This window comes from Actinopolymorpha sp. B11F2 (genome assembly GCF_040195635.1).
Classification (GTDB): domain Bacteria; phylum Actinomycetota; class Actinomycetes; order Propionibacteriales; family Actinopolymorphaceae; genus Thermasporomyces.
The window spans coordinates 180,635-205,474 of record NZ_JBEFTX010000008.1; the positions used below are offsets into that span (position 1 = coordinate 180,635).

Consider the following 24,840-nt stretch of genomic DNA (forward strand, 5'->3'; position numbering starts at 1 on the left):
CACCAGCACGGTTGCCAGAACCAGCGCGATCAACCGAGACATGCCATCGATCCTCCGGGACGCAACAGCCGGGGCACGCGACGAGCTCTGCTCGATGATCCCACCGTCGACGATGGGACCTCGTGAGGCCGGAACTACTAGAGCGGTCCGGCGACGGCGGCGATCGGCTGGCTGGCCGCCACCCCCGAACCGTCCCGCTTGCCTGTCGCCTCCGGCAGGTCGATGACCGCGCCACTCGCCGCCGCCGCCCGGGCCGGCCCGACGCCTGCCCACGCGAGCAACAGCGCGTCTTCGCCCTTGAGTAGTCGGTGGCAGCGGACGCCACCGGTGGCTCGGCCCTTCGCGGGGTACTCGGAGTACGGCGTGACCTTCACCGTGCCCGCATCCGTGCCGGGCAGGGCCGACAGCGAGCCGGCGACGGTGACCACCACCGCATCCCGGACCGCGGCCTTGCCTGACGGTAGGGCGCCGAAGAAGACCACCCGCGCCTTCGCTCCGAGCCGGATCCCTGCCATCCCGCCGGCCGTCCGTCCCTGCGGGCGTACGACGGATGCAGAGAACCGCAGCAGCTGCGTATCGCTGGTGACGAAGACCAGGTCCTCGTCACCGGTACCGAGCTCAGTCGCCCCGACGATCTCGTCGCCGTCCTTGAGCGCGATGATCTCCCAACTGTCCCGGTTGGTGAGGTGGTCGGGCTGGACGCGTTTGACCACGCCGTCCTTCGTTCCCAGGGCGAGGCCGGCAGAGTCGGGATCGAACGTCGTCAAGCACAGTGGCCGTTCGCCGGACTCCAGGGAGACGAACTCACTGAGCGGCGCACCACCCTGGAGGTTGGGCGAGTTGGCCGTCGGCGGGAGGGCCGGCATGTCGAGGACGCCGAGCCGGATCAGCCGGCCGCGGCTGGTGACCAGCCCGACCTGGCCGCGGGCGGTGGCGCGCACGGCCGAGATCACCACGTCGTGCTTGGCTCGCGCGCCCTCGGTCGGTAGCGGATCTGGCCCGGCCGCCCGCGCGAGCAGTCCCGTGGACGAGAGCAGTGCCCAGCACGGGTCGTCGGCCACCTCTAGAGGCACGGTGCTGGTGACCGCCTGACCGGACGACTCGAGCAGGACGGTACGCCGCTCCGTTCCATACGCCTTCGCCACGTCGGCCAGCTCACCGGACACGAGCCGCTTGAGCAGGCGTTCGTCTTCGAGGATCGCGGTGAGCTCGCCGATCTCCTTCTCCAGCTCCGACTTCTCCTTCTCCAGCTCGATCCGGGAGAACTTCGTGAGCCGCCGCAACTGCATGTCGAGGATGTACTGCGCCTGCGCGTCGGACAGGTCGAACACCGCGATCAGGCGTTCCTTCGCGGCCGCCGCGTCGTCACTGCCCCGAACGATCTGGATGACCTCGTCGATGTCGATGATCGCGATCAACAGACCCTCGACGAGGTGCAGGCGGTCCGAGGCCTTCGTGAGCCGGAACTGCGTGCGTCGGCGGGTCACGTCGTAGCGGTGGTGAAGGTAGACCTCCAGCAGCTCCTTCAACCCCAGCGTGCGTGGCTGCCCCTCGACCAGCGCGACGTTGTTGATGTTGAACGAATCCTCCATCGGCGTGAGCTTGTAGAGCTGCTCGAGGATCGCCTCGGGATGGAAGCCGTTCTTGATCTCGATGACGAGTTGCAGCCCGTGCTGGCGGTCGGTGAGGTCCTTGAGATCGGCGATGCCCTGGAGCTTCTTGCTCTGCACGAGGGCCTTGATGCGTTCCATGATGCGTTCGACGCCGACGTTGTAGGGGAGTTCGGTGACGACGATTCCCTTACGCCGTGGAGTGACGTTCTCGACCCGGGCGGTGGCGCGCATCTTGAACGCACCGCGTCCGGTTTCGTACGCGTCCCGGATCCCGGCCAGGCCGACGATCTTGCCGCCGGTCGGCAGGTCGGGTCCGGGGATGAACCGCATCAGATCGTCGAGGCTGGCGTTCGGCTTCTTGATGAGGTGCCGAAGCGCCTGGACGACCTCGATGAGGTTGTGCGGCGCCATGTTGGTGGCCATACCGACGGCGATCCCGGTGGCGCCGTTGACGAGCAGGTTGGGCAGCGCAGCCGGCAGCACGCCGGGTTGGGTCTCGCGGCTGTCGTAGTTGGGCACCCAGTCGACGACGTCCTCGTCGAGGGACTCCGTCATGGCAAGAGCCGGCCCTGCCATCCGACACTCCGTGTAGCGCATCGCTGCCGGACCGTCGTCCAAAGATCCAAAATTGCCGTGCCCGTCGACCAGCGGGACCCGGAACGCCCAGCTCTGGGCCATCCGGACGAGTGCGTCGTAGATGGCCAGGTCACCATGCGGGTGCAGCTTTCCCATGACCTCGCCGACGACGCGGGCGCTCTTCACGTGCGCGCGGTCAGGACGCAGCCCCATGTCGGACATGGTGTAGAGAATTCGGCGCTGTACGGGCTTGAGTCCGTCGCGGGCGTCGGGCAACGCCCGGAGGTAGATCACCGAGTAGGCGTACTCGAGGAAGCTCTTGCGCATCTCGTCGCCGACGTCGATGTCGGCGATCTGCTCCTCGAAGTCGTCCGGCTGCACCATCGAACTCTTGCGGCGGGCCATAGCGGTTGTGCACTCCTCGGGTCCGGGTGAGAAGAACCAGTAGGGCTCCTACGAATAGTGGCATCCTCCGCCCACAGCCCGGCTGAGCGACGCGCGGTGGTGCCTCAGCTGGATGCCGGCCGGACAGGGCGAGCAGCGAAGGCCGTCCGCTCCAGCGTGCTCCACGCGGTGCTGACCAGCAGGTGGACGCCGGCCGCGAGTGGGACGAAGGCGGCGACGACCAGCGTGGCGTACGGCAGCAGGGGAGCGAGCCTGGCCGCCAGCGCCGGAGTCTCCTCGGGGAGGGTACGCCGGGTGAGCCGGGACGACCACCACGCGACCCCCGCGAGCAGCGCGAAGAGGGCGCAGTAGACCAGCGCAACCGGGAGGAGCCCCGCTGTCACCCCACCTGCCGTGGCGAGCGACCCGCCGAGAGGTACGCCGAACACGGTGTGGGTCAGCAGCGCATTGACCTGCCCACCCACGGTGGGCGCGGAGCAGAGCCGGTACATGACGGCGAACAGGGGTACCTGGGCGAGAGCGGGGAGGATTCCGGCGAGCGGCCTGATCCCCGTGCGAACGGTAGAGAGCGGTCGTCTCCCGGTGCAGGCGTACGGGATCGTCCCGGTGGCGTCGCTGGAGAGCGCGCAGCTGGGGAGCGAGGGCGGCCCTGGCCTGCGTACCTCGCGCTGCGGCGTAGCTCAACGGGACCAGGCACATGCGGACGAGCACCGTGAAAGCGGTGATGGCGACCAGTGCGGCCGGGTCACCGAGGACGGGAGCGAGGACCGACGTGAGGCCGGTGACGATCTGGTGGGCGAGCGCGACGGCAGGGTCGAGGACAGCGAGCATGGTGGAGGGACCTTCCAGCAGAGGGATGATCGCGGACGGGCGGCAGCGCCGCCGCACCTACGCGGCGGTCGGGGCCGTCGACGGCGCCCTTGGGCGGGGCCGTCCGCGTACCTCGGTCCTGGTCCGGACCGGCCGGACAGTGTCGGTGTGCTTACGCCGGGTGGAGAACGCCGGCGCCAGTCCTGAGGCCGCGCCATGCAACCGTCGGCAGGCGTAGCGCCCGACGGCGATCACGGCGAGGAGAGCCGCGACCGTGGCGGCAACCGGCCAGGGGCCAGCGCCGGGCACGGCGAGCGTCAGCACATCGCTCATGCCGATGCTCGTGAGCACGGCGACGAGCGACCAGATCATGCTGCCAGCATACGGAGGGCGGCACTCCCCGAGGATCGGATCGGGCGACTCGTGATCTCCTGGTACGCCTGAGCCGGCGTGAGCCCGATCGCCAGAGCGCCGGCAGGAGCGCCGGGTCCGCCGGGCCGAGGCCGAGGTCGGTGTAAGTCGCGTAGGCAAGGATGATCCGGAGGAGCCAGCCGTGCCTACCGGGCCCTTCGGAGGCGCGGCCCGAGGTGAGCCGACGGTTGGTGGAAGGTGGACGCGATGCTGGTGACGTCTCGATCGGCGGCGGAGTACGCCGCGATGTTCGACCTGACATCGGAGGAGCTCGTACACGCAACGATCCTTGACTGTTGCGCGGGTGGGTCGAGCTTCGTCGCGGAGACCGCGACGTTCGTGGTCGCCGCCGATCCCGCCTACGCCAAGGAGTGCCACGTGTTGGTGGCCGACGCGACGGCGGGACGACTCGACGGCGACCGGATCATCGAGGCGCATGCCGACCGCTTCGAGTGGGGTTGGTACGGCGATCGCGCACGTCGTGAACCGGTGGCGTTCCTCCCGGTCCTCCGCGAGCAGTTGCACGCTGGTGGCCACCGGACCGAACTGCGACGGGTGCCCTACAAGTTCCAACGGTGCGCGGACCAGATGCTGGTCATCAGCGTCACGGGAGCTGCGGACGACGCGCGCACAGAGGCTGGGCGATGAGCGGACACAGGGTCCGCACGCTGGCGCGGGTCTTCGCCAACGTGGAGGCGGGGAGGCTGCCGCCCGCGGATGGGTCCCTCCACGTCGTTCCTCCGCCGTCGTCACATACCAGCGCGGTCGTGGGGTTCACCGCGCACATCGTCGTGGCCGCCGACGTCGACCACGACTGGGTGGACTCATTGGTCCCTGCCGGTGACCTGTCGGCGCCGCTCAGCCCGCCGTTCCTCGCCGCTCTGTGCGCACGGCTCGACCGCAGGATCAACGCGATCGACATGGTGACCCTGGCGACCCCTCTCGGCGGTGAACCGCCGCTGCCGTTGGAGAGGCTCGATGACACCGACCATCCGCGCGTACGAAGGGCCCTCCGGTACCGCGACGACGTACGCGTGTGGAGCGTCGAGGGCGGTGTCCTCATCCTGGGGCGTGGCCTGGCCGGTCGCTGGGAGGCGGCGTTCGAGGTCGATCCGGCCCATCGGGGCCGTGGACTCGGCCGCGCCCTGGCCATGTCGGCACGGCACCTGGTCGGAAGCGACGCCGTTGCCGTGTGGGCGCAGGTGACGCCCGGCAACGCCGCGTCCGTCCGTGCCCTACTGGCTGCGGGCTACCGACCGGTCGGCTCGGAGGCACTGCTGACTCCTGCGCGGTGACCAGGGGATTGGTGACCGGGGGATTGGTGACCGGGGGATTGGTGACCGGGGGATTGGTGACCGGGGATTACGGTGAGTGCCGTGCTGGTCCAGGCCCGGCTCCGGGAGCCGATCGAACGCGGTGAGGTGACGCTGCTGTTCCGCCGCTGGCGGAGGTGCCAGGCAGTGGCCGGGCACCATTACCGTACGGCGGCCGGACGGCTTGCGGTGGACGCCGTCGACGAGGTGGCGGGGTCCGCGATCACCGACGGCGATGCCCGCCAGGCGGGCTATTCCGACGCCGCCGCGCTGGTCGCCGACCTGCGGGGCAGTGCCGACCTCCCGATCTACCGGCTCGCGGTGAGGGCGCTCGCCGGGCCTGATCCGCGAGACGTCCTGGCCGGCAAGTCCACCTTGACGGCGCAGGAACGCCGCGACCTCGACCAGCGACTGGCGAGGCTGGACCGGTTGTCCTCGCACGGACCCTGGACAGCCGCGACCCTGCGGCTGATCGCCGAACGGCCCGGTGTGCGGGCGCCAGACCTCGCGGTCGAGCTTGGTCGGGAGACCCTTCCGTTCAAGACAGACGTACGCAAGCTGAAGAGTCTCGGGCTGACACTCAGCCTGCCTGTCGGTTACCGCCTTTCACCGCGCGGCGAGGCCTACCGCGGGCCTGACGAGTCCGGCATTGGCTGACGAGTTCGGCTGGCGTGACCCGCTGCGGACGCGGCCGGCGAAGGCGCCATGATAGGTCCGACATCATGGAGCTCCGAACCCGGCAATCCGGGCGGCGGCGCGCCTCTCGGGCGCTTTCGTGACAGCGGGGTTGCGTGATGAGCTGTCTTGCGTTTTCCCGCCGCTGGCTCCTCGCCGGCCCGGGTACTGTGGTCGCGAACTCCCAGGGAGGCTTGTGTCGATGTCTGGCTCGAGCAGGCGGACTTTCCTCGCGCGCTCGCTGGCGCTGGGGATAGGAGCGTCCTCGCTCGGCTCGTTGGCCGCCTCGTGTACCGATGCCGACGGCACCGGTTCGGAGCAAAAGCCCATCGTGCCCAAGTCGGCCGCCGCGGCGAAGCGGTTCAAGGGCCGGATCGTCGTCGCCACCAAGCAGAACCCTTCCGCACAAGCGAGACAGGCGCTGACACGCGCCTATCGACGTCAGCAACCCGGTGTCGAGATCGTGTGGGATACCCGTGACTACACCGATCCCGCTGCCTATACCGCGTGGCTCGACTCGCAGCTGAGCAGCAGTCCGATCCGCCCCGACATCGTCTCCGGGTCGTACGCGCCGGCTTTTCGTCGCTATGTCAACCTCGACGAGTACCGCGCTCAGGTCAATCCGTACACCGGCCATCGCTGGGACGACGACTACGACTTCGAGACCTACCGCGACCTGAACGACCGTGGTGAGCGCACCGAGATCGGCACGGAGACGGCCCATCTGTACTGGTTCTACAACAAGGACCTTCTTGCCGGCGTGGATGCCGAGCCGCCGACCACGTGGGACGAACTCGTCGACGTCTGCGCCAAACTCCGTACAGCGGGCCAGCTCCCGATATCGACGAACTTCGCCTCGATCATGCCGGACTGGGTGTCCTCGACCTACTTCGACCAGTTCCACGACGAATGGATAAGCACCGTCCAAGCCCAACCGGGCGACTGGAACTGGGATCCCGAGCTCGACGCGAAGTTCCGTTACCGCGACGACAACCCGCGCATCCACGCCACCTACACCTACAGCCCACAGCGGTTCTACCGCGGGCTCAAGGACAAGACGCTGCGGTTCGACACGCCTGCGATGGTGGATCTGGTCACCGGTCTTGCGCGCGTCTTTCCGCGCTTCGCCTCGGCGGACTTCTTCACCGGCACCGACCACTACCGGCCTTTCCTGCAAGGGCAGGCGGCGATGATGGTGGACGGTTCGTGGTCACTTCCCACGCTCCAGCGCGACCTCGAGGAACTCACACCCGAGCGGCTCGCCGAACTCGACATCGAGCAGACGTCGGTGCAGCCGTTCGAGTGGGACGTCTTCGAGTTCCCGCCGATGGTGAGCCCGTTGGCACGTGGGAACGTACGCCCGACCGAAGGCATTGGCGGTGCTTCGATCTGCGCGGTGGACAAGGATCCTGCGCACACCGAGATGGTGATGGACTTCCTGATGTTCTGGTTGTCCAAGCCGGGCTTCACCGCCTATACGCAGGCGCAGGTCGAGGCCGACGATTTTCGGCCCTCCGGGCCGACCCTGGTCGCTGATGTGCCGTATCCGAAGGAGATCGAGGACCTGTTCGCCAGGGTGGAGCAGCGGGGGACCGTGGCTCCCGCCTACGGCGGATTCTGGCTCAACGGTGCGGGGGGAAAGTCCGCCGAGGATCTCCGGAGCCTCTTCCTCGCCCTGCTCCAGGGCGACGTCGAAGGTGAGGCCTACGTTAAACGGGTGCAGCAGTACGTCCAGCGCAACTACTCGGCGCTGTTGCGGCTGGCGCATCTCACGGACGACGACGTGGCCAACCCGTCGCGCCGGCCTGTCGCCGTGTGACGCCGCTGACGCAGGGCCCTTGCTCCGCTCGAGCCTTGGCCCGGCCGGCGGCCGCTGGTGACATCGACGAACTCGTCGCGTGGCTCCGGTGCGTACGCAGCGGGCGACCCGGCGTCGGGGCGGGGATTACTCGGTTCCCGCACGCCGCCGTCGGGCGTGCCTCCGGCATCCGGCGGGCCACCGCCGTCGCCAGGGCGTGGACGTGAGGCTCGGCCTCGCCTGAGCCGGGACAGGAAGCCGAACCGGCCTCGGCGGGTGGCGCCTGAGTGACCTGAGCGGGGCGACCGGGGCCGCTGCGGCCCGCGGGCTGGGGACATGGACGGAAACTCCCTCCGGTGGCAGGACGCCGGAGAGGCGGTGCTCCTCGACGGTGGGATCCCGCGGAGGCCGGTGTGCCGCAGCTAGCGACGTCCCCGGCGGAGGAGGCCCTTTCGTCCGGCGTACTTCTTGTGTGCGGCCTGGCGGCTGACTCCGAGCGCAGCCGCGATGATCTCCCACGAGCAGCCCTGGTTGCGGGCCCGGCGCACCTGGATCGCCGTCTCGGCCTCGAGCGTCGCGTGTGTGGCGGCGATCTCGGCCAGGGCCTGGAGTGGATCCTGGGCCCTCAGGGTGGCGACGAGTGTCTCGGTCATGACGGAAAGGTAGGGCGATCGGATCCCGGCTGTCAACTTGCATTGACAGCCGGGTCGTCTGTCAACCTACGTTGACCTATCCCACCTTGTCAACCTATGTTGCGGCGGCTGTGCTCGGCCGTGTGCGTGCGGCCGCCGTCGCGGGCGTGTGTGCGCCCGCCGCCGTGCTCGGCCCTTGCGCGGGTGCCTTTCCCGGTACGCCGGGATGCGGTGGCCCGGGCTACATTCGTACGCGTGGATGCCACAGGCGGGTTGCCCTACCCGGCGAGCTGGGAGGCCGACGTCGTGCTCCGCGACGGGGGTACGGCGGCACTCCGCCCGATCCGGCCCGACGATGCCGAACGTCTGGTCGCGTTCTACGGGAGGGTCTCGGCCGAGTCGAAGTACTTCCGCTTCTTCGCGCCGTACCCCCGCCTGTCCAAGGCCGACGTCGACCGCTTCACCCACGTCGACCACCGCGACCGGGTGGCGCTCATCCTCACCGTTGCCGACGAGATGATCGCCGTCGCACGTTACGACCGGACCGGGGCCACGACGGCGGAGGCCGCCTTCCTGGTGCAGGACGCCGACCAGGGCCGCGGCGCCGGGAGCGTCCTGCTCGAGCACCTCGCCCAGGCGGCGCGCGAGAACGGCATCGAGAAGTTCACCGCCGAGGTGCTTCCCGACAATCGCCGCATGGCCGTGGTCTTCCGCGAGGCGGGGTATGAGACGGCGGGCGAGATCGAGGACGGCATCGTCGTGTTCGCACTCGAGATCGAGCCGACCGCGATGAGCCTGGAGGTGATGGCCGCGCGGGAACACCGGGCCGAGGCGCGGTCGGTCGAACGACTGCTCACCCCACGCTCGGTGGCCGTCGTCGGTGCTAGCCGCTCGCGGGACAAGGTGGGCCAGACGTTGGTGCGCAACCTGGTCGTCGGCGGATTCACCGGCCCGGTGTACGCGGTCAACCCGGCGGCCCGCGCGGTGGCCGGTGTTCCGGCGTACGGCAGCGTCCTCGACATCCCGGGTGAGGTCGACCTCGCCGTGGTCGCCGTGCCCGCCGACGCCGTGCGCGACGTCGTGACGGACTGCGCGGCGAAGGGGATCCACGGCCTCATCGTGGTGTCCAGCGGCTTCGCCGAGACCGGACCGGAAGGACGCGGCCGCCAGCGGGAGCTGACCCGGTTGGCCCGGGCGCACGGACTCCGGGTGATCGGGCCGAGCGCGCTCGGCATCATCAACTCCGACCCTGACCTCTCGCTCAACGCCACCCTCGCCAGCGTGGTCCCTGGCCGGGGTGGCATCGGGTTCTTCTGCCAGTCCGGCGAGCTGGGCACGGTGATCCTGCAGACTCTCGCCGAGCGCGGACTCGGGTTGTCGACGTTCGTGTCCGCGGGCAACCGCGCCGACGTGTCGGCCAACGACCTGCTGCAGTACTGGATCGACGACCCGTCGACCGACGTCGTACTCCTCTACCTCGAGTCGATCGGCAACCCGCGCAAGTTCGGCAGGATCGCTCGGCAGATGTCGCGAGCCAAGCCGGTCGTCGCCGTACGCTCGGGGCGCTTCACCCAGGGCGTCCCCGTCGGCCACCTCGTACCGCAGACGTCGGTACCCCAGGCCGCCGTCGACGCGATGTTCCGGCAGGCGGGTGTGGTGCTGGTCGACACGTTCGACGAGTTGCTCGACGTCGCACAGCTGCTGGCGTACCAACCGCTGCCCACGGGGCCCGACATCGCGGTGGTGGGCAACTCCGACGCGCTGGGCATGCTCGCGACCGACGCGGCCGCCGGGGCCGGCATGCATGTCGTCCGTCGACTGCCGGCCCTGCGCCCCGACGCGACCGCGGAGGACTTCGAGCAGGCGCTGACCGACGCGGTGGCAGACGACTCCGTCCACTCGGTTGTCGCCGTCTACGTGTCACCCATCGACGTGACCGGTGCCGACGTGGCCGCCGCGATCGGTCGCGTCGCGAGCGGGTGTACGAAGCCGATCGTCGTCACCTTCCTCGGCAGTCAGGGCGTGCCGGAGCCGCTGCGCCGGTACGACGAGCGGGGGAGGGCCGGGCGAGGTTCGGTGCCGTCGTACGCGACCCCGGAAGCCGGGGTGCGTGCGCTCGCCAAGGCCGCCGACTACGCAAGGTGGCGGGCGCGGCCCCAGGGCCGGATCCCGACGCTCGACGGCGGCGACGAGGACCGCGCCCGACTTGTCGTCGAGAGGGTCCTCGCCGAGCACTCCACGGGTACCGACATCGAGGGAGGGACGCTCGAGGAGCTCCTGCGCTGTTACGGCATCGACCTCTGGCCGGCGTACGAGGTGGACTCGGTAGACGCCGCCGTGACAGCCGCCGAGCGCCTCGGCTGGGACGTCGCCCTGAAGGCGACCGCACCGCACCTGCGCCAGCGCCCCGACCTCGCCGACGTGTGGCGCAACATCGACGTCGAGGCCGAGATGCGCGATGCCTGGGAGACGATGGTGGCGAGCTTCGGCGCCCCCGACTCCGCCGGCTTCGTGGTGCAGAAGATGGCGCCGCCCGGGGTGCCGGTGCTCGTTAAGTGTGTCGAGGACCGGCTCTTCGGGCCGATCGTGTCCTTCGGCCTGGCGGGAGTCGCGACCGACCTGCTCGACGACCTGGCGTACCGGATGCCGCCGCTCACCGACGTCGACGCCGCCGAGATGATCCGGGAGGTGCGGGCGGCGCCCCTGCTCTTCGGCCACCGCGGCGGTGAGCACGCCGACGTCGATGCGCTCGCCGACCTGATGCATCGCCTGGCGCGGCTGGCGTACGACATCCCCGAGGTGCTGGCTGCCGAGCTCGGACCGGTGATGGCGGGGGCGTCCGGGGTGGCCGTGCTCGGCGCACGGGTTCAGCTCGTGCCGGTGGAGCCGCAGGCCCGCAGCGACTGGTACGCCCGCCGCCTCACCCCGCCGTAGCGGTGACATGTGTTGTTGGAGGTTTCTCGGCATAGAAGCCGAGAAACCTCCAACAACAGCTCGACCGAAGTCGCGTTCCTACAGGTCGGCGAGGGTGATGATCCGCTTCTCCCGCACGGAGGCGTACGCACCGAGGATCACCTTGAGGACGTGCACGCCCTCCACCTCGGTGTTGATGGGCCTCCGCCCCTCGGTGATGCAGCCGATGAAGTCGGCGATCTCCGCCGAGAATGCCGCGACATCGGGGAACTCGGTCGTCGTCTCCACTCCCTCGACCGTCCGGTGGTGCAGCGTCTTGCCGTCGCTCCAGAGGGTGCCCTTCTCCGCGACGACGGAGAACCGTTCGGTGTTGGACGACGGAATGTACGCCCAGCTCGTCACGATCTCGCCCACGCTGCCGTCGGCGAAGCGGACGAGTACCCGCGCGGAGTCCTCACCGTCCATCTCCAGCCGGTGCTTGCTCGTCATCGCGACGACCTCGGAGGGCTCCGACGTCGCGAGGTGGAGCAGCAGGTAGGTCGGGTGGTAGCCGGTGTCGATGAGTTCGCCACCGCCCGCCATCTCGAGGTGGCCGCGCCACCCCATGTCGGAGTTCAGGCCGCGGTTGAAGAAGCTGTCGGTGGTCCGCAGTTCGTAGACCTTGCCGAGCACACCGCTCTGGATCAGCTCCCGCGCCTTGGCGACCGGCGGCATGAAGAGCTGGTTGTGCGCGCACATCAGCGTGATGCCGGTGTCCTGGACGACCTTGGTGATCTTGTCGGCTTCCTCGGTCGTGATACAGAGCGGCTTCTCGCAGAGGACGTGCTTGCCCGCTTCGGCCGCGGCGATGATCGCGTCGGCGTGCAGGTGGTGGGGGAGGCAGATGTCGACCGCGTCGACACCGCCGTTCGCGATCAGGTCCCTGTAGTCGGAGAAGATCTTCGCGCCACCGACCTGCTCGGCGCGGGTGCGGGCGTTGTCCTCGGAGACGTCGGCGACCGCGGTCACCTTCGCCTGGTCGGGGATCTCCAGGTAGCCCCGGACATGCGGGTTGGAGATGCCGCCGCAGCCGATGAGCCCGACGTTCACGGTCATATGGATGTTCCTCCTCGATGCGTACTGCAGGTGTGAACCAGCACAGGCGGGCGGCGCTGCTCGTGACTCCCGTGACGTGGAACGTGGTGGCGTCGGTGGCTTCGTTCAGTCGCCGATGCTGTCGATGCGTACCGGTGCGTCGATGGCGACCGAGTGGTTGGCGGCTTCCATCAGGCGGGTGAGGTCGAGCCCGATCTCGACGTTCGCGGTCGGCTTGGAGCCGTTGCCGATGTGGGTGACCCACTGCTCGAACGCCGACGGCTGGCGCTCCGGGATCGGCAGCTCGACCCAGGACTTGCCGTCGTCGTGGCCCGGGCTGCGGACGAGGAGCCTGTCCTCGGGCGTGCCGTAGAGCAGGCTCCCGAGGGTGCCGTGGATCTCGATCGAGAACGGGGAGTACGTCGTGGCGAAGCCGGCCTCGACGACGGCCAGGGCACCGTCCGGATAGCGCAGCGTCGCGACGGCGTTGTCTTCCACGGCCCGGCCCGTGACGTGGCCGTAGCTGGCGCTGACCGACTCGGGCAGCCTGCCGAGGAAGAGGCGGGCGAGGTACATCGGGTGGCAGCCGAGGTCGATCAGCGCGCCGCCACCACACTGCTCGGGGTCGTAGAAGTGGGCGGGCAGCCAGCCCTCGCCGACCGCACCGCCGTGGGACAGTCGGGTACGGACTACGGCGAGATCGCCCAGGTGACCGGCCTCGAGCACCTCGGTGACCGCCTGCGTGTAGCCGTCGTAGAGCCGCGGCAGGGACAGCATCAGCGTCACGCCGGCCTTGTCGACCTCGGCCAGGATCTCGTTGCACTCCCGGACGGTCAGGGCGAGGACCTTCTCCGTGAAGATGTGCTTCCCGGCACGGGCCGCCGCCCCGATGACCTCGGGGTGGATGTTGGTCGGAGTGTCAATGATCACGCCGTCCACGTCGTCTCGCGCCAGGAGCTCGTGAAGATCGTCGTGGAAGGGGATGCCGAGCTTCTCGGCCTCGGCGCGGCCGCGGTCGGGCTCCTCGTCCCAGGCGGCAGTGAGGGTGGTGTCCGGGTGTTGCTGTGCCTGTCGGGCGTACCCGCCGGCATGGACGTGCCAGAAGCTCAGCATGGCAAGACGAAGCATCGATACCCATTCTGTGGTGGTACGGACCCCCCGGTCGTACGGAACGGATCCGGGGGTTCGGGGGATCCGGGTGTTCCGGGGAGCGGACTCGTTGTCCATTCTTTCCGGCGTACGGGCTGCTTCGTCCAACCCGGCAGCGTGGAGTCGGCCGGTTATGGCCGCATGTCGGTGGCATGGAGGACACTGGGCTCCCTGTGCAGGACGGACGACCGGGAGGTTCGACACCCATGCACGGGGAGACGGTGTGGCCCGGCCCGATGCCACGCAAAGATCGTCCTTCGCCGGGACCGATTGTCGGTCGTGCGTTCGCCGAGAGAGGCTTGTCGGTGGGCGCGGTTAGCATGTCCGAGCGTGTGGTCATCCCCTGCGGCCCCACCCCTCACCTGATCCTACGGAATCCTGCCTTTTACCGCCCTGACCAGCAAAAACGCCAACGACCTCCTATCCACCAGCATCGCCAGCCGAGGACGGAACCGCCGACGTGGCCGACCAGCTCATCATTCGAGGCGCTCGCGAACACAACCTGAAGGACATCTCGCTCGAGCTGCCACGTGACGCGCTCATCGTGTTCACGGGGCTGTCGGGATCCGGCAAGTCGAGTCTCGCATTCGACACGATCTTCGCCGAAGGCCAGCGGCGCTACGTCGAGTCACTTTCGGCGTACGCCCGGCAGTTCCTGGGCCAGATGGACAAGCCCGACGTCGACTTCATCGAGGGCCTCTCGCCGGCGGTGTCGATCGACCAGAAGTCGACGTCGCGCAACCCCCGGTCGACTGTCGGCACGATCACGGAGGTCTACGACTACCTCCGCCTGCTCTATGCCCGGATCGGGCACCCGCACTGCCCGAAGTGCGGCCAGCCCATCGCCCGGCAGACGCCGCAACAGATCGTCGACCGGGTGCTCGAGCTCGAGGAGGGTTCGCGGTTCCAGGTGCTGGCACCGTTGGTGCGGGGGCGCAAGGGCGAGTACCTCGACCTGTTCAGGCAGCTCACCACGCAGGGCTACTCCCGCGCACGGGTCGACGGCACCGTCTATCCCCTTGCCGATGTGCCGAAGCTCGACAAGCAGAAGAAGCACACGGTCGAGGTGGTTGTCGACCGGCTCACCGTGAAGGGTTCGGCGAAACGCCGGCTCACCGACTCGATCGAGACCGCGCTCCACCTGGGCGGGGGACTGGTGACGCTCGACTTCGTCGACCTCCCCGAAACCGACCCGCACCGGGAGCGGGTCTGGTCGGAGCACCTGTACTGCCCGGTGGACGACCTGTCGTTCGAGGAGCTCGAGCCACGCTCGTTCTCCTTCAACTCGCCGTACGGCGCCTGCCCGGAGTGCACCGGGCTCGGCACCAAGATGGAGGTCGACCCCGACCTGGTGGTGCCCGACCCGACGAAGTCCCTCGACGAGGGCGCCCTGGCCCCGTGGACCGGCGCGCACATGTCCGACTACTTCGGCCGGCTCGTCGAGGCGCTCGCGACGACGATCGGGTTCCGCACGGACATGGCGTTCGAACGCCTGCCGGCCAAGGCGCGCAAGGCCCTCCTGCACGGATACTCCGACCAGGTCCATGTCGGCTACAAGAACCGCTACGGGCGCGAGCGGTCCTACTACACCACGTACGAAGGCGTGATCCCGTACGTCTCCCGGCGCCATGCCGAGGCCGAGTCCGACTCCAGCCGGGAGCGGTTCGAGGGCTACATGCGCGAGGTGCCCTGCCCGGCCTGCCGGGGTTCCCGGCTCAAGCCGATGTCGCTGGCGGTGACGATCGCCGGCAAGTCGATCGCCGAGGTCTGCGCGCTGCCGATCGGCGACGTGGCGGAGTTCCAGCGGTCCATGGACCTCAGCCCGCGGGAGAAGCAGATCGCAGAACGCGTGGTCAAGGAGATCGGCGAGCGGCTGCGGTTCCTGCTCGACGTCGGGCTCGACTACCTCACCCTCGACCGCCCGTCGGGATCGCTGTCCGGTGGCGAGGCGCAGCGGATCCGGCTGGCCACCCAGATCGGGTCGGGTCTGGTCGGGGTGCTCTACGTCCTCGACGAGCCGTCGATCGGGCTGCACCAGCGCGACAACCACCGGCTGATCGAGACGCTCGTCCGGCTCCGCGACATCGGCAACACCCTCATCGTCGTCGAGCACGACGAGGACACCATCCGGACCGCCGACTGGGTCGTCGACATCGGTCCTGGTGCTGGCGAACACGGCGGACAGGTCGTGCACACCGGGCCGTTGAGCGGCCTACTCAAGCACCCGGACTCGCTGACCGGTGCCTACCTGTCGGGTCGCCGGGAGATCCCGTTGCCGGACATGCGGCGGCCTCGCACGCCCGGACGGACCCTCACCGTGCACAAGGCGTGGGAGCACAACCTGCGCGATGTCACCGTGTCCTTCCCGCTCGGCACCTTCATCGCCGTGACCGGCGTCTCGGGTTCCGGCAAGTCGACGCTGGTCAACGACATTCTCTACACCGCGCTCGCGAAGCAGATCTATGGCGCCCGCGAGGTGCCGGGCCGGCACCAGAAGATCACCGGAACCGAGCACGTCGACAAGGTGATCCACGTCGACCAGTCGCCGATCGGGCGTACCCCGCGGTCCAACGCGGCGACCTACACCGGGGTGTTCGACCACATCCGCCGGTTGTTCGCCGAGACGCCGGAAGCGAAGATCCGCGGCTACCAGCCGGGGCGCTTCTCGTTCAACGTCAAGGGCGGCCGGTGCGAGGCGTGCTCCGGTGACGGCACGATCAAGATCGAGATGAACTTCCTGCCGGACGTCTACGTCCCCTGCGAGGTGTGCCACGGCGCGCGGTACAACCGGGAGACGCTCGAAGTCCACTACAAGGGCAAGACCATCGCCGAGGTCCTCGACATGCCGATCGAGGAGGCGTTGGAGTTCTTCGAGGCGATCCCGCCGATTGCGCGGCACCTGCGTACCCTCGTCGACGTCGGGCTGGGATACGTGCGCATGGGCCAGCCCGCGCCGACGCTCTCCGGTGGCGAGGCTCAGCGGGTCAAGCTGGCGTCGGAGCTGCAGAAGCGGTCGACCGGCCGCACGCTGTACGTCCTCGACGAGCCCACGACGGGTCTGCACTTCGAGGACATCCGCAAGCTGCTTGGCGTGCTGGGGCGTCTGGTCGACCAGGGCAACACCGTGATCGTCATCGAGCACAACCTCGATGTGATCAAGACGGCCGACTGGCTGATCGACCTCGGCCCCGAAGGCGGCAACCGCGGTGGCGAGGTGATCTCCGAAGGCGCACCGGAAGACGTCGCCGCCGACGAGGACAGCTACACCGGCCAGTTCCTGCGGCAGGTGCTCCCGGACTATGCGGAGCACTCGAGACGCGCGCTGGCCGCCGCCCGGGAGACCGGTGCCGTCCGGACCACCAAGGCGAAGGTCACCGACCCCAGGAAGGCGCGGTCCAACGCCGGCAAGAAGGCATCGACGCCGAGCAGGGCAGCGGGGTCCAGGGCAGCGGGGAGCAAGACAACGGGAAGCAAGCGCAAGTCGGCCGGATCCGGGACCAAGACAGCTACGTCGGAGAACACAGCGAAGAAGGCCCCGGCGAGGAGGACGGCCGCGCAGAAGAGTGCGAAGAAGGCTGCCGTGAACAACACCGCTGGAGGAGCGACGAAGAAGGCAACCGCCGGCCGTTCGGCTGGTGGCCGCTCGGCGTCGGCACGGCGGAGCGGCCGGTAGGGTCTGCCGGCATGGGCGTGCCTTTCGACACCGCGACCACTGACCGGCTTCTCTCCACCACGCGGGCCGTACGCAAGCGTCTCGACCTTGACCGCCCGGTCGAGCGTGACGTGATCCTCGACTGCATCAGGTTGAGCCAGCAGGCGCCGACCGGGAGCAACAGCCAGGGCTGGCGGTGGGTCATCGTCACCGAACCAGACAGGCGGGCGAGGCTCGCCGAGCTGTACCGCTCCGGCGGAGCGGCCTACATGCGGGCTGCCGCATCGGACGAAGGGGGACCGGTCGACGAACAGCTGGCGCGGGTGCGGGAGTCCGCGCGCCACCTGCTCGAGGTCATCGACCGCGTACCGGTCCTGGCGATCCCCTGCATCCGTGGCCGGGTCACCGACGTGCGGTATGCCGCGTCGTTCTTCGGTTCCATCCACCCGGCGATCTGGAGCTTCCAACTCGCCCTCCGTTCACGCGGGCTCGGCTCGGTGTGGACCACGTTCCACCTCGCCCACGAGCAGGAGGCGGCGGACCTGCTCGGAATCCCAGCCGACGTCACCCAGGCCGCGATGCTCCCTGTCGCCTACACCCTCGGCACCGACTTCAAGCCGGCGAAGCGCCAGCCGGCCGAGGAGATCACCTTCTGGGAGACCTGGCAGGACTGAGAAGCCCAGTCGCGGATACGAGGGCGCCGTGGTCGTGTCGCGATCGGGTGAGGTGCGCGTTTCCCCCGGACGCGCGGGTCCTCCACGTAGGGTGAAGGCGCGGGACACCGAGTGACGCACGCTCCGACCCGGGCCGTTGCACGTCGGGCCGCGGAGAGTTCTACGCATGATCGAAACGGATCTGCTGATCATCGGCGCTGGGCCCGTGGGGCTGTTCGGCGCCTACTACGCCGGCTTTCGAGGCCTGTCCGTGGCGGTCATGGACTCCCTCCCGGAGCCGGGCGGCCAGGTCACCGCGATGTATCCCGAGAAGCTCATCTACGACGTCGCCGGTCTCCCCGCGGTCAAGGGACAGGAACTGGTGGACCGACTGGTCGAGCAGGCGGGGCAGTTCGACCCGGCCTACCTCCTCGGGCAGCGTGCCGAGGTGCTCGACCACGGCCCCGAGATCGTCGAAGTGAGCACCGAGCAAGGGCTCGAGGTCGCCGCCAGAGCCGTGCTGATCACCGCCGGGATCGGGACGTTCAGCCCGAAGCGGTTGCCGGTCGGACAGGAGTACGAGGGCCGGGGGTTGCGTTACTTCGTCCCCAAGCTCGCCGAGCTGGCTGACCTGGACGTGCTCATCGTCGGCGGGGGAGACTCGGCGTTCGACTGGGCGACCAGCCTCGAACCGTTGGCCCGGTCGATCACCCTCATCCACCGGCGGACGAAGTTCCGCGCCCACGAACACACCGTGGAGCGGGTACGCACCTCACGCGTACGCCTCCTCACCCCCTGGGAGGTCCGCGACGTCGCCGGGGACGATCGGATCGAGGCCGTGGAGATCGTCAACAACGCCACCCAGGAAAGCGAGCGGATCGAGGTCCAGGCCGTCGTCGCCGCCCTGGGCTTTCTCGCCGATCTCGGGCCGATGAGCCGGTGGGGCCTTGACCAGCGGAAGCGCCACATCGTCGTCGACTCGGCGATGCGGACGAACCTCCCGCGGGTGTTCGCGGCCGGGGACATCGCGGACTACGACGGCAAGGTCAAGTTGATCGCGACGGGATTCGGCGAGGTCGCGACCGCGGTCAACAACGCCGTGCCGTTGATCCGGCCGGGCGCGAAGATCTTCCCCGGCCACTCCAGCGACGCCCACTGAGGCGTCGTCGGCTCGGACCTTGCGCGTGGCGTGGGTCAGGAGAGCGTGACCAGCTCGACCTGCCCGGACACCACCGACCGGGCCGCCGCCTCCGAGATCGCGAGGCTCGCCAGGTTGCGGCGCCCCGAGCTCTCCGGCTCGTCTCCGGCGGCGATGGCCCGGGCGAACTCCGCCAGGGCACCGGCCCGGCCTACGTACTCCACGCCTGCGAGAGCCACCGGATCAAGGACTTCCACCTGGTCACCGCCGATGACACCAGCGGCACGGGCGGCCCCGGGGAGATGGCGCACCGACAGCACGTCGGCCTCGGTCGCGCCGGCAGGGCCGTCCCGGCCGGTCCAGTAGATCTCGCCCTTCTCGCACTCGAGGTGCCAGTCGCCGGACCAGGTCGTCGGTTCGCCACTGCTCACCCAACTGCCGCGGTAGCTCACGACCGTCCCACCATCGAAGGTGATCGTGAGCGTCGCCGCCGCCGGGTCGTTGAAGTTGCTCCACGGCGGGTCCGTCACCTGGGCGAACACCTTGACCGGTTCCTGGCCGGTCACCATCCGCATCAGATCGAAATGATGGATCGCCATGTCATACAGCAGTGGGTGGACGAGCTGATAGTGGCGGTGTGCGCCGACCGGCGCCGCGTTCGCCCACTTCCGGAAGTCCACCCTGACCAGACCGAGTGGGCCGACGTACTCCTTGGCGACCAGTCCCGCGGCCGCGCGTGCGGCGGGATAGAAGCGGTAGTTCTGGCTCACCATCACCGTGCGACCCGCCTCGTCGGCGAGGTCCACGACCTGACGGGCTTCCGCGACCGTCGGGGCGAACGGCTTTTCCACGAGCACATGCTTTCCGGCCCGCAGCGCCTGCACCGCCAGCGGGACATGCGCCGCCACGCTTGCGGTGATCAGGACGGCATCGGCATCGGTGCGTTCGAACGCAGACCTGAGATCGGTGAAGCACCTGTCGGCGCCGAGTTGCAGCTTCTCCCGCGCCGTGGCGAGGTTGGTCTCGTCGGCGTCGACGATCGCCACCCGGTCAACCGTCGGTACCCGGGGTACGGCGTTGCGCGCCCAGTCGCCTCCCCAACCACCGAGTCCTACGTGGATCAGACGTAATGCCACGGGTCGTGTCTCCTCATCGTCGGAACGTCTCGTGCTTCTGCGCGGTCGCATCCGCCGACTACGAGCCTCGGCGAGGTTCCGGACATGAGGCGAGCGGATGCCCGATGGTGGCCACGATCGCCGGCAACCCCGCGGGCGGGATGGGTCCGCACATGGACCTGATCAGTGCCGCGACATGCGCCTTCATCTCGGTCCCTTTGATCGGGTCCTTCGGTGCGCGCGTTGTTACCCTCAGGTAACCGAAACCGGACAAACACACCAATTCTCGGCAGGTTGGTGCCGAATCGGTGACCTCTCACTGGACAACACAAGGGACGGGCCCATAGAAAACAGGATCAGCCCGGCAGTCGGGGCGGGGACGACAGAACGCGGTGTCATCGCAGAACCTGCGCGGGCGACGTGCTTTTGACCATGACACCTCACCCCTTCTTCACCGGCGTCCACACGCAGGCACACGAGACGCAAAGGAGGGGCCCCCAGTGACGAACCTTGCATGGCGGCGACCAGTCGCCGTCGTCGGAGCCGCGCTGCTCGCTGTCGCAGGCCTCGCTAGCTCCGCAGTGGCCGCGCAACCGAATGAGGAGGGAGGGTCCGACCAGGCGCCGCTCATCGGCACGGAGCGGGCGACAGCCATCGACGGCCGCTACATCATCAAGCTGCGCGACGGAGTCACGTCTGCCGACGCTAAGTCGGCTCGTGTCGAGGCACGAGACGCGGGCGGCACGGTCCACGCGACGTATTCCAGAGTCCTGGATGGATTCTCGGCATCCCTGTCTCCGACGGCTCTGGAGCGGTTGCGGTCCCACCCCGAGGTCGAGTACGTCGAGGCAGATCAGCGGGTCCACACGACCGAGACTCAGGAGCCCGCGACGTGGGGGCTCGACCGGATCGACCAGCGGAGCCTTCCGCTCGACAACAGCTACACCTACAACGCCACCGGTGCGGGCGTCACGGCGTACATCATCGACACCGGCATCCGCATCAGTCACCAGGACTTCGGCGGCCGGGCGGTCAGTGGTTTCGACGCGGTCGATGGCGGTAGCGCCGATGACTGCAACGGGCACGGCACCCATGTGGCCGGCACGGTCGGTTCCGGGACCTACGGCGTGGCCAAGGGTGTCCAGCTCGTCGCCGTTCGAGTGCTCGACTGTGGCGGAAGCGGCACCATCGCGGGAGTCGTCGCCGGCATCGACTGGGTGACGTCGGACCACGAGGCCGGCGCTCCGGCCGTGGCCAACATGAGCCTCGGCGGTGGCGCATCGACCGCACTCGACGACGCGGTCGTCAACTCGATCAGCGATGGCGTGACCTACGCTCTCGCCGCTGGAAACGACAGTGGTGGGGACGCCTGCGGAAGCTCGCCGGCGAGGGTCACGGACGGAATCACCGTCGGTGCGACCGAGGACTCCGACGCACGGTCGTCGTTCTCCAACATCGGCACCTGCGTCGACATCTTCGCGCCTGGTACGGACATCGAGTCGACGTGGAACACCAGCGACACCGCGACCAATGTCATCAGCGGTACGTCGATGGCGACGCCGCACGTGGCGGGTGCCGCGGCGTTGTACCTCGAGGGTGACCCGGCGGCCGCTCCCGCGGCAGTAGCCGATGCCCTTGTGGCGGGCGGAACCCCGGACGTCGTGAGCGACCCGGGTGCGGGTTCGCCGAACGTTCTGCTCTACACGGGTTCATAGCGCGTCTCCCCGGGGTTGGGAATGATCACGCATGCGTGATCATTCCCAACCTCACGCGGTGTTTTCGGAAGCCGCAGCGTCGCTCGAGGCCGCGTCAGGCTACGTGCTCAGTGGCGCTGTTCGGCGCCGGCCGGCGCAGGAGCGAGGTCGCGGACATGCCCGCCAGATCCCGGCAGTCGCGGGCGAGATGGGACTGGTCGGCATAGCCCGTCGTAGCCGCCAGGTCAGCCAGTGAGGCTGCGGGTGCGATCCGCGCGAGGCGCCGGATCCGCAGCATCCGCACCACACGTACGAACAACGCCGGACCGTAGCCGACCCTGGCGGTGAACCGCCTCCGGAGCTGCCGTTCGCTGAGGCTGACGCCGCTCAGCACCTCCCCGAGGCGGGCGTCTCCGGCCAGGAGCGTGCGCACGGCATGGTCGATCTCGCAGTCCCCCTCAGGTGCCACGAGCTTCCGCCGCTCCGTGACGAGAGGTGCGAAGCGGCAGGGGTCGGTGTTCACCTGATCCACGACCTGCCGAGCCGCCGCGGACCCCCACAGGTCGGCGAGGTCGACGCGCTGGTCGCGCAGGTCGTCGGCCGGCACCCCGAGGATCCGGGGCGCTCGGCCGGGTCGGAACCTGATGCCGTGGATCACCATGCCGACAGGGATCGATGACGTCCACGCCCGCGTGTCGGGTCCCGCGACCACCGCCCGGTCGGGCGTGACCACGATGTCGAGGCATCCGTCGGGGAGGATCGGCGAACGGTCGCCGAACGACGACCACCACAGACAGGCGACATCGTCGGCGACATGTGGCGGCGGCGCCCACTCGTCGTAGGTCGCCGCGGCGTTGGCGTGATCGCCGCCCGGTCGCGCGGGCGCGGAAGCGCTCGGAAGGATCTGGACTCCGTGCACCTTCGAACGCTAACCCGGACCTCGGACAACCGCGCCCGACGGCACCGCGGGCGACGTGGCGTCGCCCTCTCGCGCTCAGCGCAGGCGCAGCTCGGCAAGGTAGCCCGGCCCCTCCTCGTCGACGCCAGTCAGACGCCACGGTGAGTGCTCGGTCCACCGCGCCAGTTCGTCGCGGGAGCAGAAGAGGTAGTCGAACCATGGATCGGCGAGCCGGCCGAATCGACTGCGGAGGCGCGTCTGCCCGCCCGCGCGGCCGTGTCGCCGGTTGTGGGAGTGATAGTCGAGATGGTCCGGATCGTCGGTGACGTACGGATCGCGGCATCCACCGAGGACCTGCGCGTTCGGTGTGGCCGACCGGGCGAGAGCGTCCAGAACGACGTCCGCATGCTCCGGCGTACCCAGTAGGGCGAGGTTGTTGCCCAGCAACAGGAAGGTGTCGAAGCGCTCGCCGAGTACGGGAAGCTCCTCCAGGCATACCTGATGGACCTTCCGGACTCCTCGTGCGCGGGCCACCTGGCAGGCGCCGGGGGAGGGGTCGATCGCGGTGACGTCGAGTCCGCGTTCCTGCAGGTAGAGACTGTGCCGCCCGGCACCACAGCCGGCGTCGAGCACGCGACCGGTGGAACGGTCGCAGGCAGCCCTCTCGAGGTCGGACCAGTCCGCCGACCCCGTGAAGTAGATCTCACCCGCGTGGGGCGCGAGCAGGCCGTCGTTGCGCTCGATGGCGCCGTACCCGCTGCGTCCGGCGTACGTGGCGAGCAGCAGCTCGCCGAAGGCGTCGCCGATCTTCGGGCCGTCCATGCCGGAAGACCTTAGCGATAGACGACACTGTGAGCATGTCCTTTCGCCGCTGGCTGACTGCGTTCGCAGCGCGCGGTCCCCGCCCTGACGTGCGCACCAGGGCCGAGGTCCTCGAGGCATTGGGTGGCGAGGGCTGCCCCGTCTGTCGGAGTACGGAGCAATCCGTCCGCCGGTGGTTCTTCGCGTACGAAAACGACACCCGGGTCGATCCGGACATGCGGGAACGGCTGGAACGCTCAGGCGGCTTCTGCGCTCCCCACACCCGACACCTGCTCGACATGGGTGCGTCGGTCTCGTGGCTCGCCCGCTGGGTGTTCGCGGACGTGGCGCGGGCGGGTGGGAACGCGCTGGCAGCTGAGCGTCCGCCGAGTGTCGGCGCGTGCCCCGCCTGCGAAGCGGCGGCGCGGGCGACGTCCGACGCCCTGGCAACGTTGGCCGTCGGGCTGGTTGATCCGGAGGCGCGCCAGCTGCTCGAGGCGGGAGACGGGCTCTGCCTCACCCACGGTCTCGCCGTCGCCGAGAGGGGCGCTCCGATGATCGGACGGGCGATCGTGGCGATGCTGGACGCCCGCCTCGCCAAGGACCCGGTCACCGCGAGAGACCAGTTGGTGAGCGCGGACCCGGACATCGCCCGCCGACGGCGCTACCGGGAGACCCGGCTGGTGGAGGTCCTGGACGCGGAGGAGGCGACGCGGGCGAGGCCAGCAGGTGACGTCGACCTGGTTCTCGACTGGCCGTGCTGCCCGCTGTGCGCGGCTGCCGGCCTGGTGGACTGGCGGTACCTTCGCTGGCTGTCCGGAACGGCGAGCGCCGGCGCCGAGGCGATCGAACCGCGCGGGGATGTCGCGCTGTGCGTCCGGCATGTGGCAGACCTGGCCGGCTTCCGGGATCACGGGGATCCTGCGCGTCTCACACTCACCGAGGACGGTCTCCTGGTCCCGGTGGCCGCGGCGATCGAGCATGTCGCCGGCCTCTGGCGGGTGGAGCTCCAGGCGTACCTTCGCCGGCTCGAGGGTGGGTCTCTGTCGCAGGTCAAGGCGCCCAGAATGCTCGGGCACGGACTCTCGTGCCAGTTGTGCGGCGCACAGGAGGCCGCGGTCCGGCGCCAGCTGCGCCTGATGGGTCTGGTGGCCTCGGACCAGGAGTACGCCCCGCGGATGGCCAGATCCCACGGGGTGTGCCTCCGGCACGGTCGCGCCGGCGGTGGATCGGCGGACGCGGGAGCGGACCCCACGAGCCTCGCCATGCCCTGGCGCCGGCTGCTCCAGACGCGGATCGGACTGCTGTCGTACGCACTGGACGAAGCCGAACGCAAGTCCAGCTGGGACGCCCGCTGGGAGGTGCGGGGAAGCGAGATGGTGGCCTGGCGCCGGGCACCGACGTTGCTCGACGGCGCGGTGCTCGGCCCCTTCGCGCCGGAGCAGTCGGGCTGAGGCGCGCCACAGACCGCTGACCGGTCCTACGCATCCAGCTACCGCGCTCCGGGCGGCGCGCGCCGG

The 24,840-nt window shown here is 69.2% G+C and carries 20 protein-coding genes and 1 pseudogene; 11 read left to right on the top strand and 10 right to left on the bottom strand.

What is annotated here, in order from left to right; genetic code table 11:
* Positions 1-137: 137 nt before the first annotated feature.
* The 4 genes and pseudogenes from ABN034_RS16745 to ABN034_RS16755 form a co-directional block, all read right to left on the bottom strand.
* Positions 138-2,594 (bottom strand): DNA gyrase/topoisomerase IV subunit A, encoded by a 2,457-nt coding sequence (locus ABN034_RS16745; RefSeq protein ID WP_349691931.1) that lies wholly within the window; start codon positions 2,592-2,594, stop codon positions 138-140.
* Between the two features lie 104 nt (positions 2,595-2,698).
* Complete coding sequence (locus tag ABN034_RS16750; protein WP_349691932.1) at positions 2,699-3,085, bottom strand: hypothetical protein; 387 nt, start codon at positions 3,083-3,085, stop codon at positions 2,699-2,701.
* A gap of 70 nt (positions 3,086-3,155) precedes the next feature.
* Positions 3,156-3,425 (bottom strand): annotated as a pseudogene (locus ABN034_RS34460) (YidC/Oxa1 family membrane protein insertase); the annotation flags it as partial.
* A 57-nt stretch (positions 3,426-3,482) separates the two neighbouring features.
* Entirely contained in the window at positions 3,483-3,776 is a 294-nt protein-coding gene (locus ABN034_RS16755; protein WP_349691933.1) for a hypothetical protein, read from the bottom strand.
* Between the two features lie 246 nt (positions 3,777-4,022).
* On the opposite strand from ABN034_RS16755, the gene ABN034_RS16760 reads away from it, so the two are divergent.
* From ABN034_RS16760 to ABN034_RS16780, 5 genes are all read left to right on the top strand, one after another.
* Positions 4,023-4,463, top strand: coding sequence for a hypothetical protein (locus ABN034_RS16760; protein ID WP_349691934.1), 441 nt, complete (start codon positions 4,023-4,025; stop codon positions 4,461-4,463).
* Positions 4,460-5,110, top strand: a complete 651-nt coding sequence (locus tag ABN034_RS16765) for a GNAT family N-acetyltransferase (protein WP_349691935.1) — start codon at positions 4,460-4,462, stop codon at positions 5,108-5,110. Before ABN034_RS16760 ends, ABN034_RS16765 begins: the two co-directional genes overlap by 4 nt.
* A 72-nt stretch (positions 5,111-5,182) precedes the next feature.
* Entirely contained in the window at positions 5,183-5,785 is a 603-nt protein-coding gene (locus tag ABN034_RS16770; RefSeq protein WP_349691936.1) for a hypothetical protein, read from the top strand.
* Positions 5,786-6,005: 220 nt separating this feature from the next.
* Positions 6,006-7,622 (top strand): ABC transporter substrate-binding protein, encoded by a 1,617-nt coding sequence (locus ABN034_RS16775; protein WP_349691937.1) that lies wholly within the window; start codon positions 6,006-6,008, stop codon positions 7,620-7,622.
* 35 nt (positions 7,623-7,657) lie between these two features.
* Entirely contained in the window at positions 7,658-7,828 is a 171-nt protein-coding gene (locus tag ABN034_RS16780; RefSeq protein WP_349691938.1) for a hypothetical protein, read from the top strand.
* 195 nt (positions 7,829-8,023) lie between these two features.
* Here ABN034_RS16780 and ABN034_RS16785 read toward each other — a convergent pair whose 3' ends face one another.
* Positions 8,024-8,254 (bottom strand): hypothetical protein, encoded by a 231-nt coding sequence (locus ABN034_RS16785; RefSeq protein ID WP_349329169.1) that lies wholly within the window; start codon positions 8,252-8,254, stop codon positions 8,024-8,026.
* 234 nt (positions 8,255-8,488) lie between these two features.
* Here ABN034_RS16785 and ABN034_RS16790 point away from each other — a divergent pair, with 234 nt between their 5' ends.
* Positions 8,489-11,167 (top strand): bifunctional acetate--CoA ligase family protein/GNAT family N-acetyltransferase, encoded by a 2,679-nt coding sequence (locus ABN034_RS16790; RefSeq protein ID WP_349691939.1) that lies wholly within the window; start codon positions 8,489-8,491, stop codon positions 11,165-11,167.
* A 78-nt stretch (positions 11,168-11,245) separates the two neighbouring features.
* Here the strand turns inward: ABN034_RS16790 and ABN034_RS16795 are convergent, their stop codons facing one another.
* Positions 11,246-12,241 carry a Gfo/Idh/MocA family protein gene (locus ABN034_RS16795; RefSeq protein WP_349691940.1) on the bottom strand — a complete coding sequence of 332 codons (996 nt, stop codon included), beginning with the start codon at positions 12,239-12,241 and terminating at the stop codon, positions 11,246-11,248.
* A 105-nt stretch (positions 12,242-12,346) separates the two neighbouring features.
* On the bottom strand, positions 12,347-13,348 hold the full coding sequence (locus ABN034_RS16800; RefSeq protein ID WP_349691941.1) for a Gfo/Idh/MocA family protein: 1,002 nt from the start codon (positions 13,346-13,348) through the stop codon (positions 12,347-12,349).
* Positions 13,349-13,829: 481 nt separating this feature from the next.
* Between ABN034_RS16800 and uvrA the strand changes: the two genes are divergently transcribed.
* The 3 genes from uvrA (at position 13,830) to ABN034_RS16815 (ending at position 18,833) form a co-directional block, all read left to right on the top strand.
* Positions 13,830-17,042 carry an excinuclease ABC subunit UvrA gene (gene uvrA, locus ABN034_RS16805; RefSeq protein WP_349691942.1) on the top strand — a complete coding sequence of 1,071 codons (3,213 nt, stop codon included), beginning with the start codon at positions 13,830-13,832 and terminating at the stop codon, positions 17,040-17,042.
* 11 nt (positions 17,043-17,053) lie between these two features.
* Entirely contained in the window at positions 17,054-17,695 is a 642-nt protein-coding gene (locus ABN034_RS16810) for a nitroreductase family protein (protein WP_349691943.1), read from the top strand.
* A gap of 166 nt (positions 17,696-17,861) precedes the next feature.
* A complete protein-coding gene (locus ABN034_RS16815) occupies positions 17,862-18,833 on the top strand; it encodes an NAD(P)/FAD-dependent oxidoreductase (protein ID WP_349691944.1) in 972 nt (323 codons plus the stop codon).
* A gap of 35 nt (positions 18,834-18,868) precedes the next feature.
* Here ABN034_RS16815 and ABN034_RS16820 read toward each other — a convergent pair whose 3' ends face one another.
* Positions 18,869-19,948, bottom strand: a complete 1,080-nt coding sequence (locus tag ABN034_RS16820) for a Gfo/Idh/MocA family protein (RefSeq protein WP_349691945.1) — start codon at positions 19,946-19,948, stop codon at positions 18,869-18,871.
* Between the two features lie 479 nt (positions 19,949-20,427).
* On the opposite strand from ABN034_RS16820, the gene ABN034_RS16825 reads away from it, so the two are divergent.
* Complete coding sequence (locus ABN034_RS16825; protein WP_349691946.1) at positions 20,428-21,642, top strand: S8 family peptidase; 1,215 nt, start codon at positions 20,428-20,430, stop codon at positions 21,640-21,642.
* A gap of 94 nt (positions 21,643-21,736) precedes the next feature.
* Here ABN034_RS16825 and ABN034_RS16830 read toward each other — a convergent pair whose 3' ends face one another.
* On the bottom strand, positions 21,737-22,540 hold the full coding sequence (locus ABN034_RS16830) for a helix-turn-helix domain-containing protein (RefSeq protein WP_349691947.1): 804 nt from the start codon (positions 22,538-22,540) through the stop codon (positions 21,737-21,739).
* Between the two features lie 75 nt (positions 22,541-22,615).
* On the bottom strand, positions 22,616-23,341 hold the full coding sequence (locus ABN034_RS16835; RefSeq protein WP_349691948.1) for a class I SAM-dependent methyltransferase: 726 nt from the start codon (positions 23,339-23,341) through the stop codon (positions 22,616-22,618).
* Between the two features lie 35 nt (positions 23,342-23,376).
* Between ABN034_RS16835 and ABN034_RS16840 the strand changes: the two genes are divergently transcribed.
* Positions 23,377-24,774: a hypothetical protein gene (locus tag ABN034_RS16840; protein ID WP_349691949.1), complete on the top strand. Its 1,398-nt coding sequence runs from the start codon at positions 23,377-23,379 to the stop codon at positions 24,772-24,774.
* Positions 24,775-24,840 lie beyond the last annotated feature (66 nt).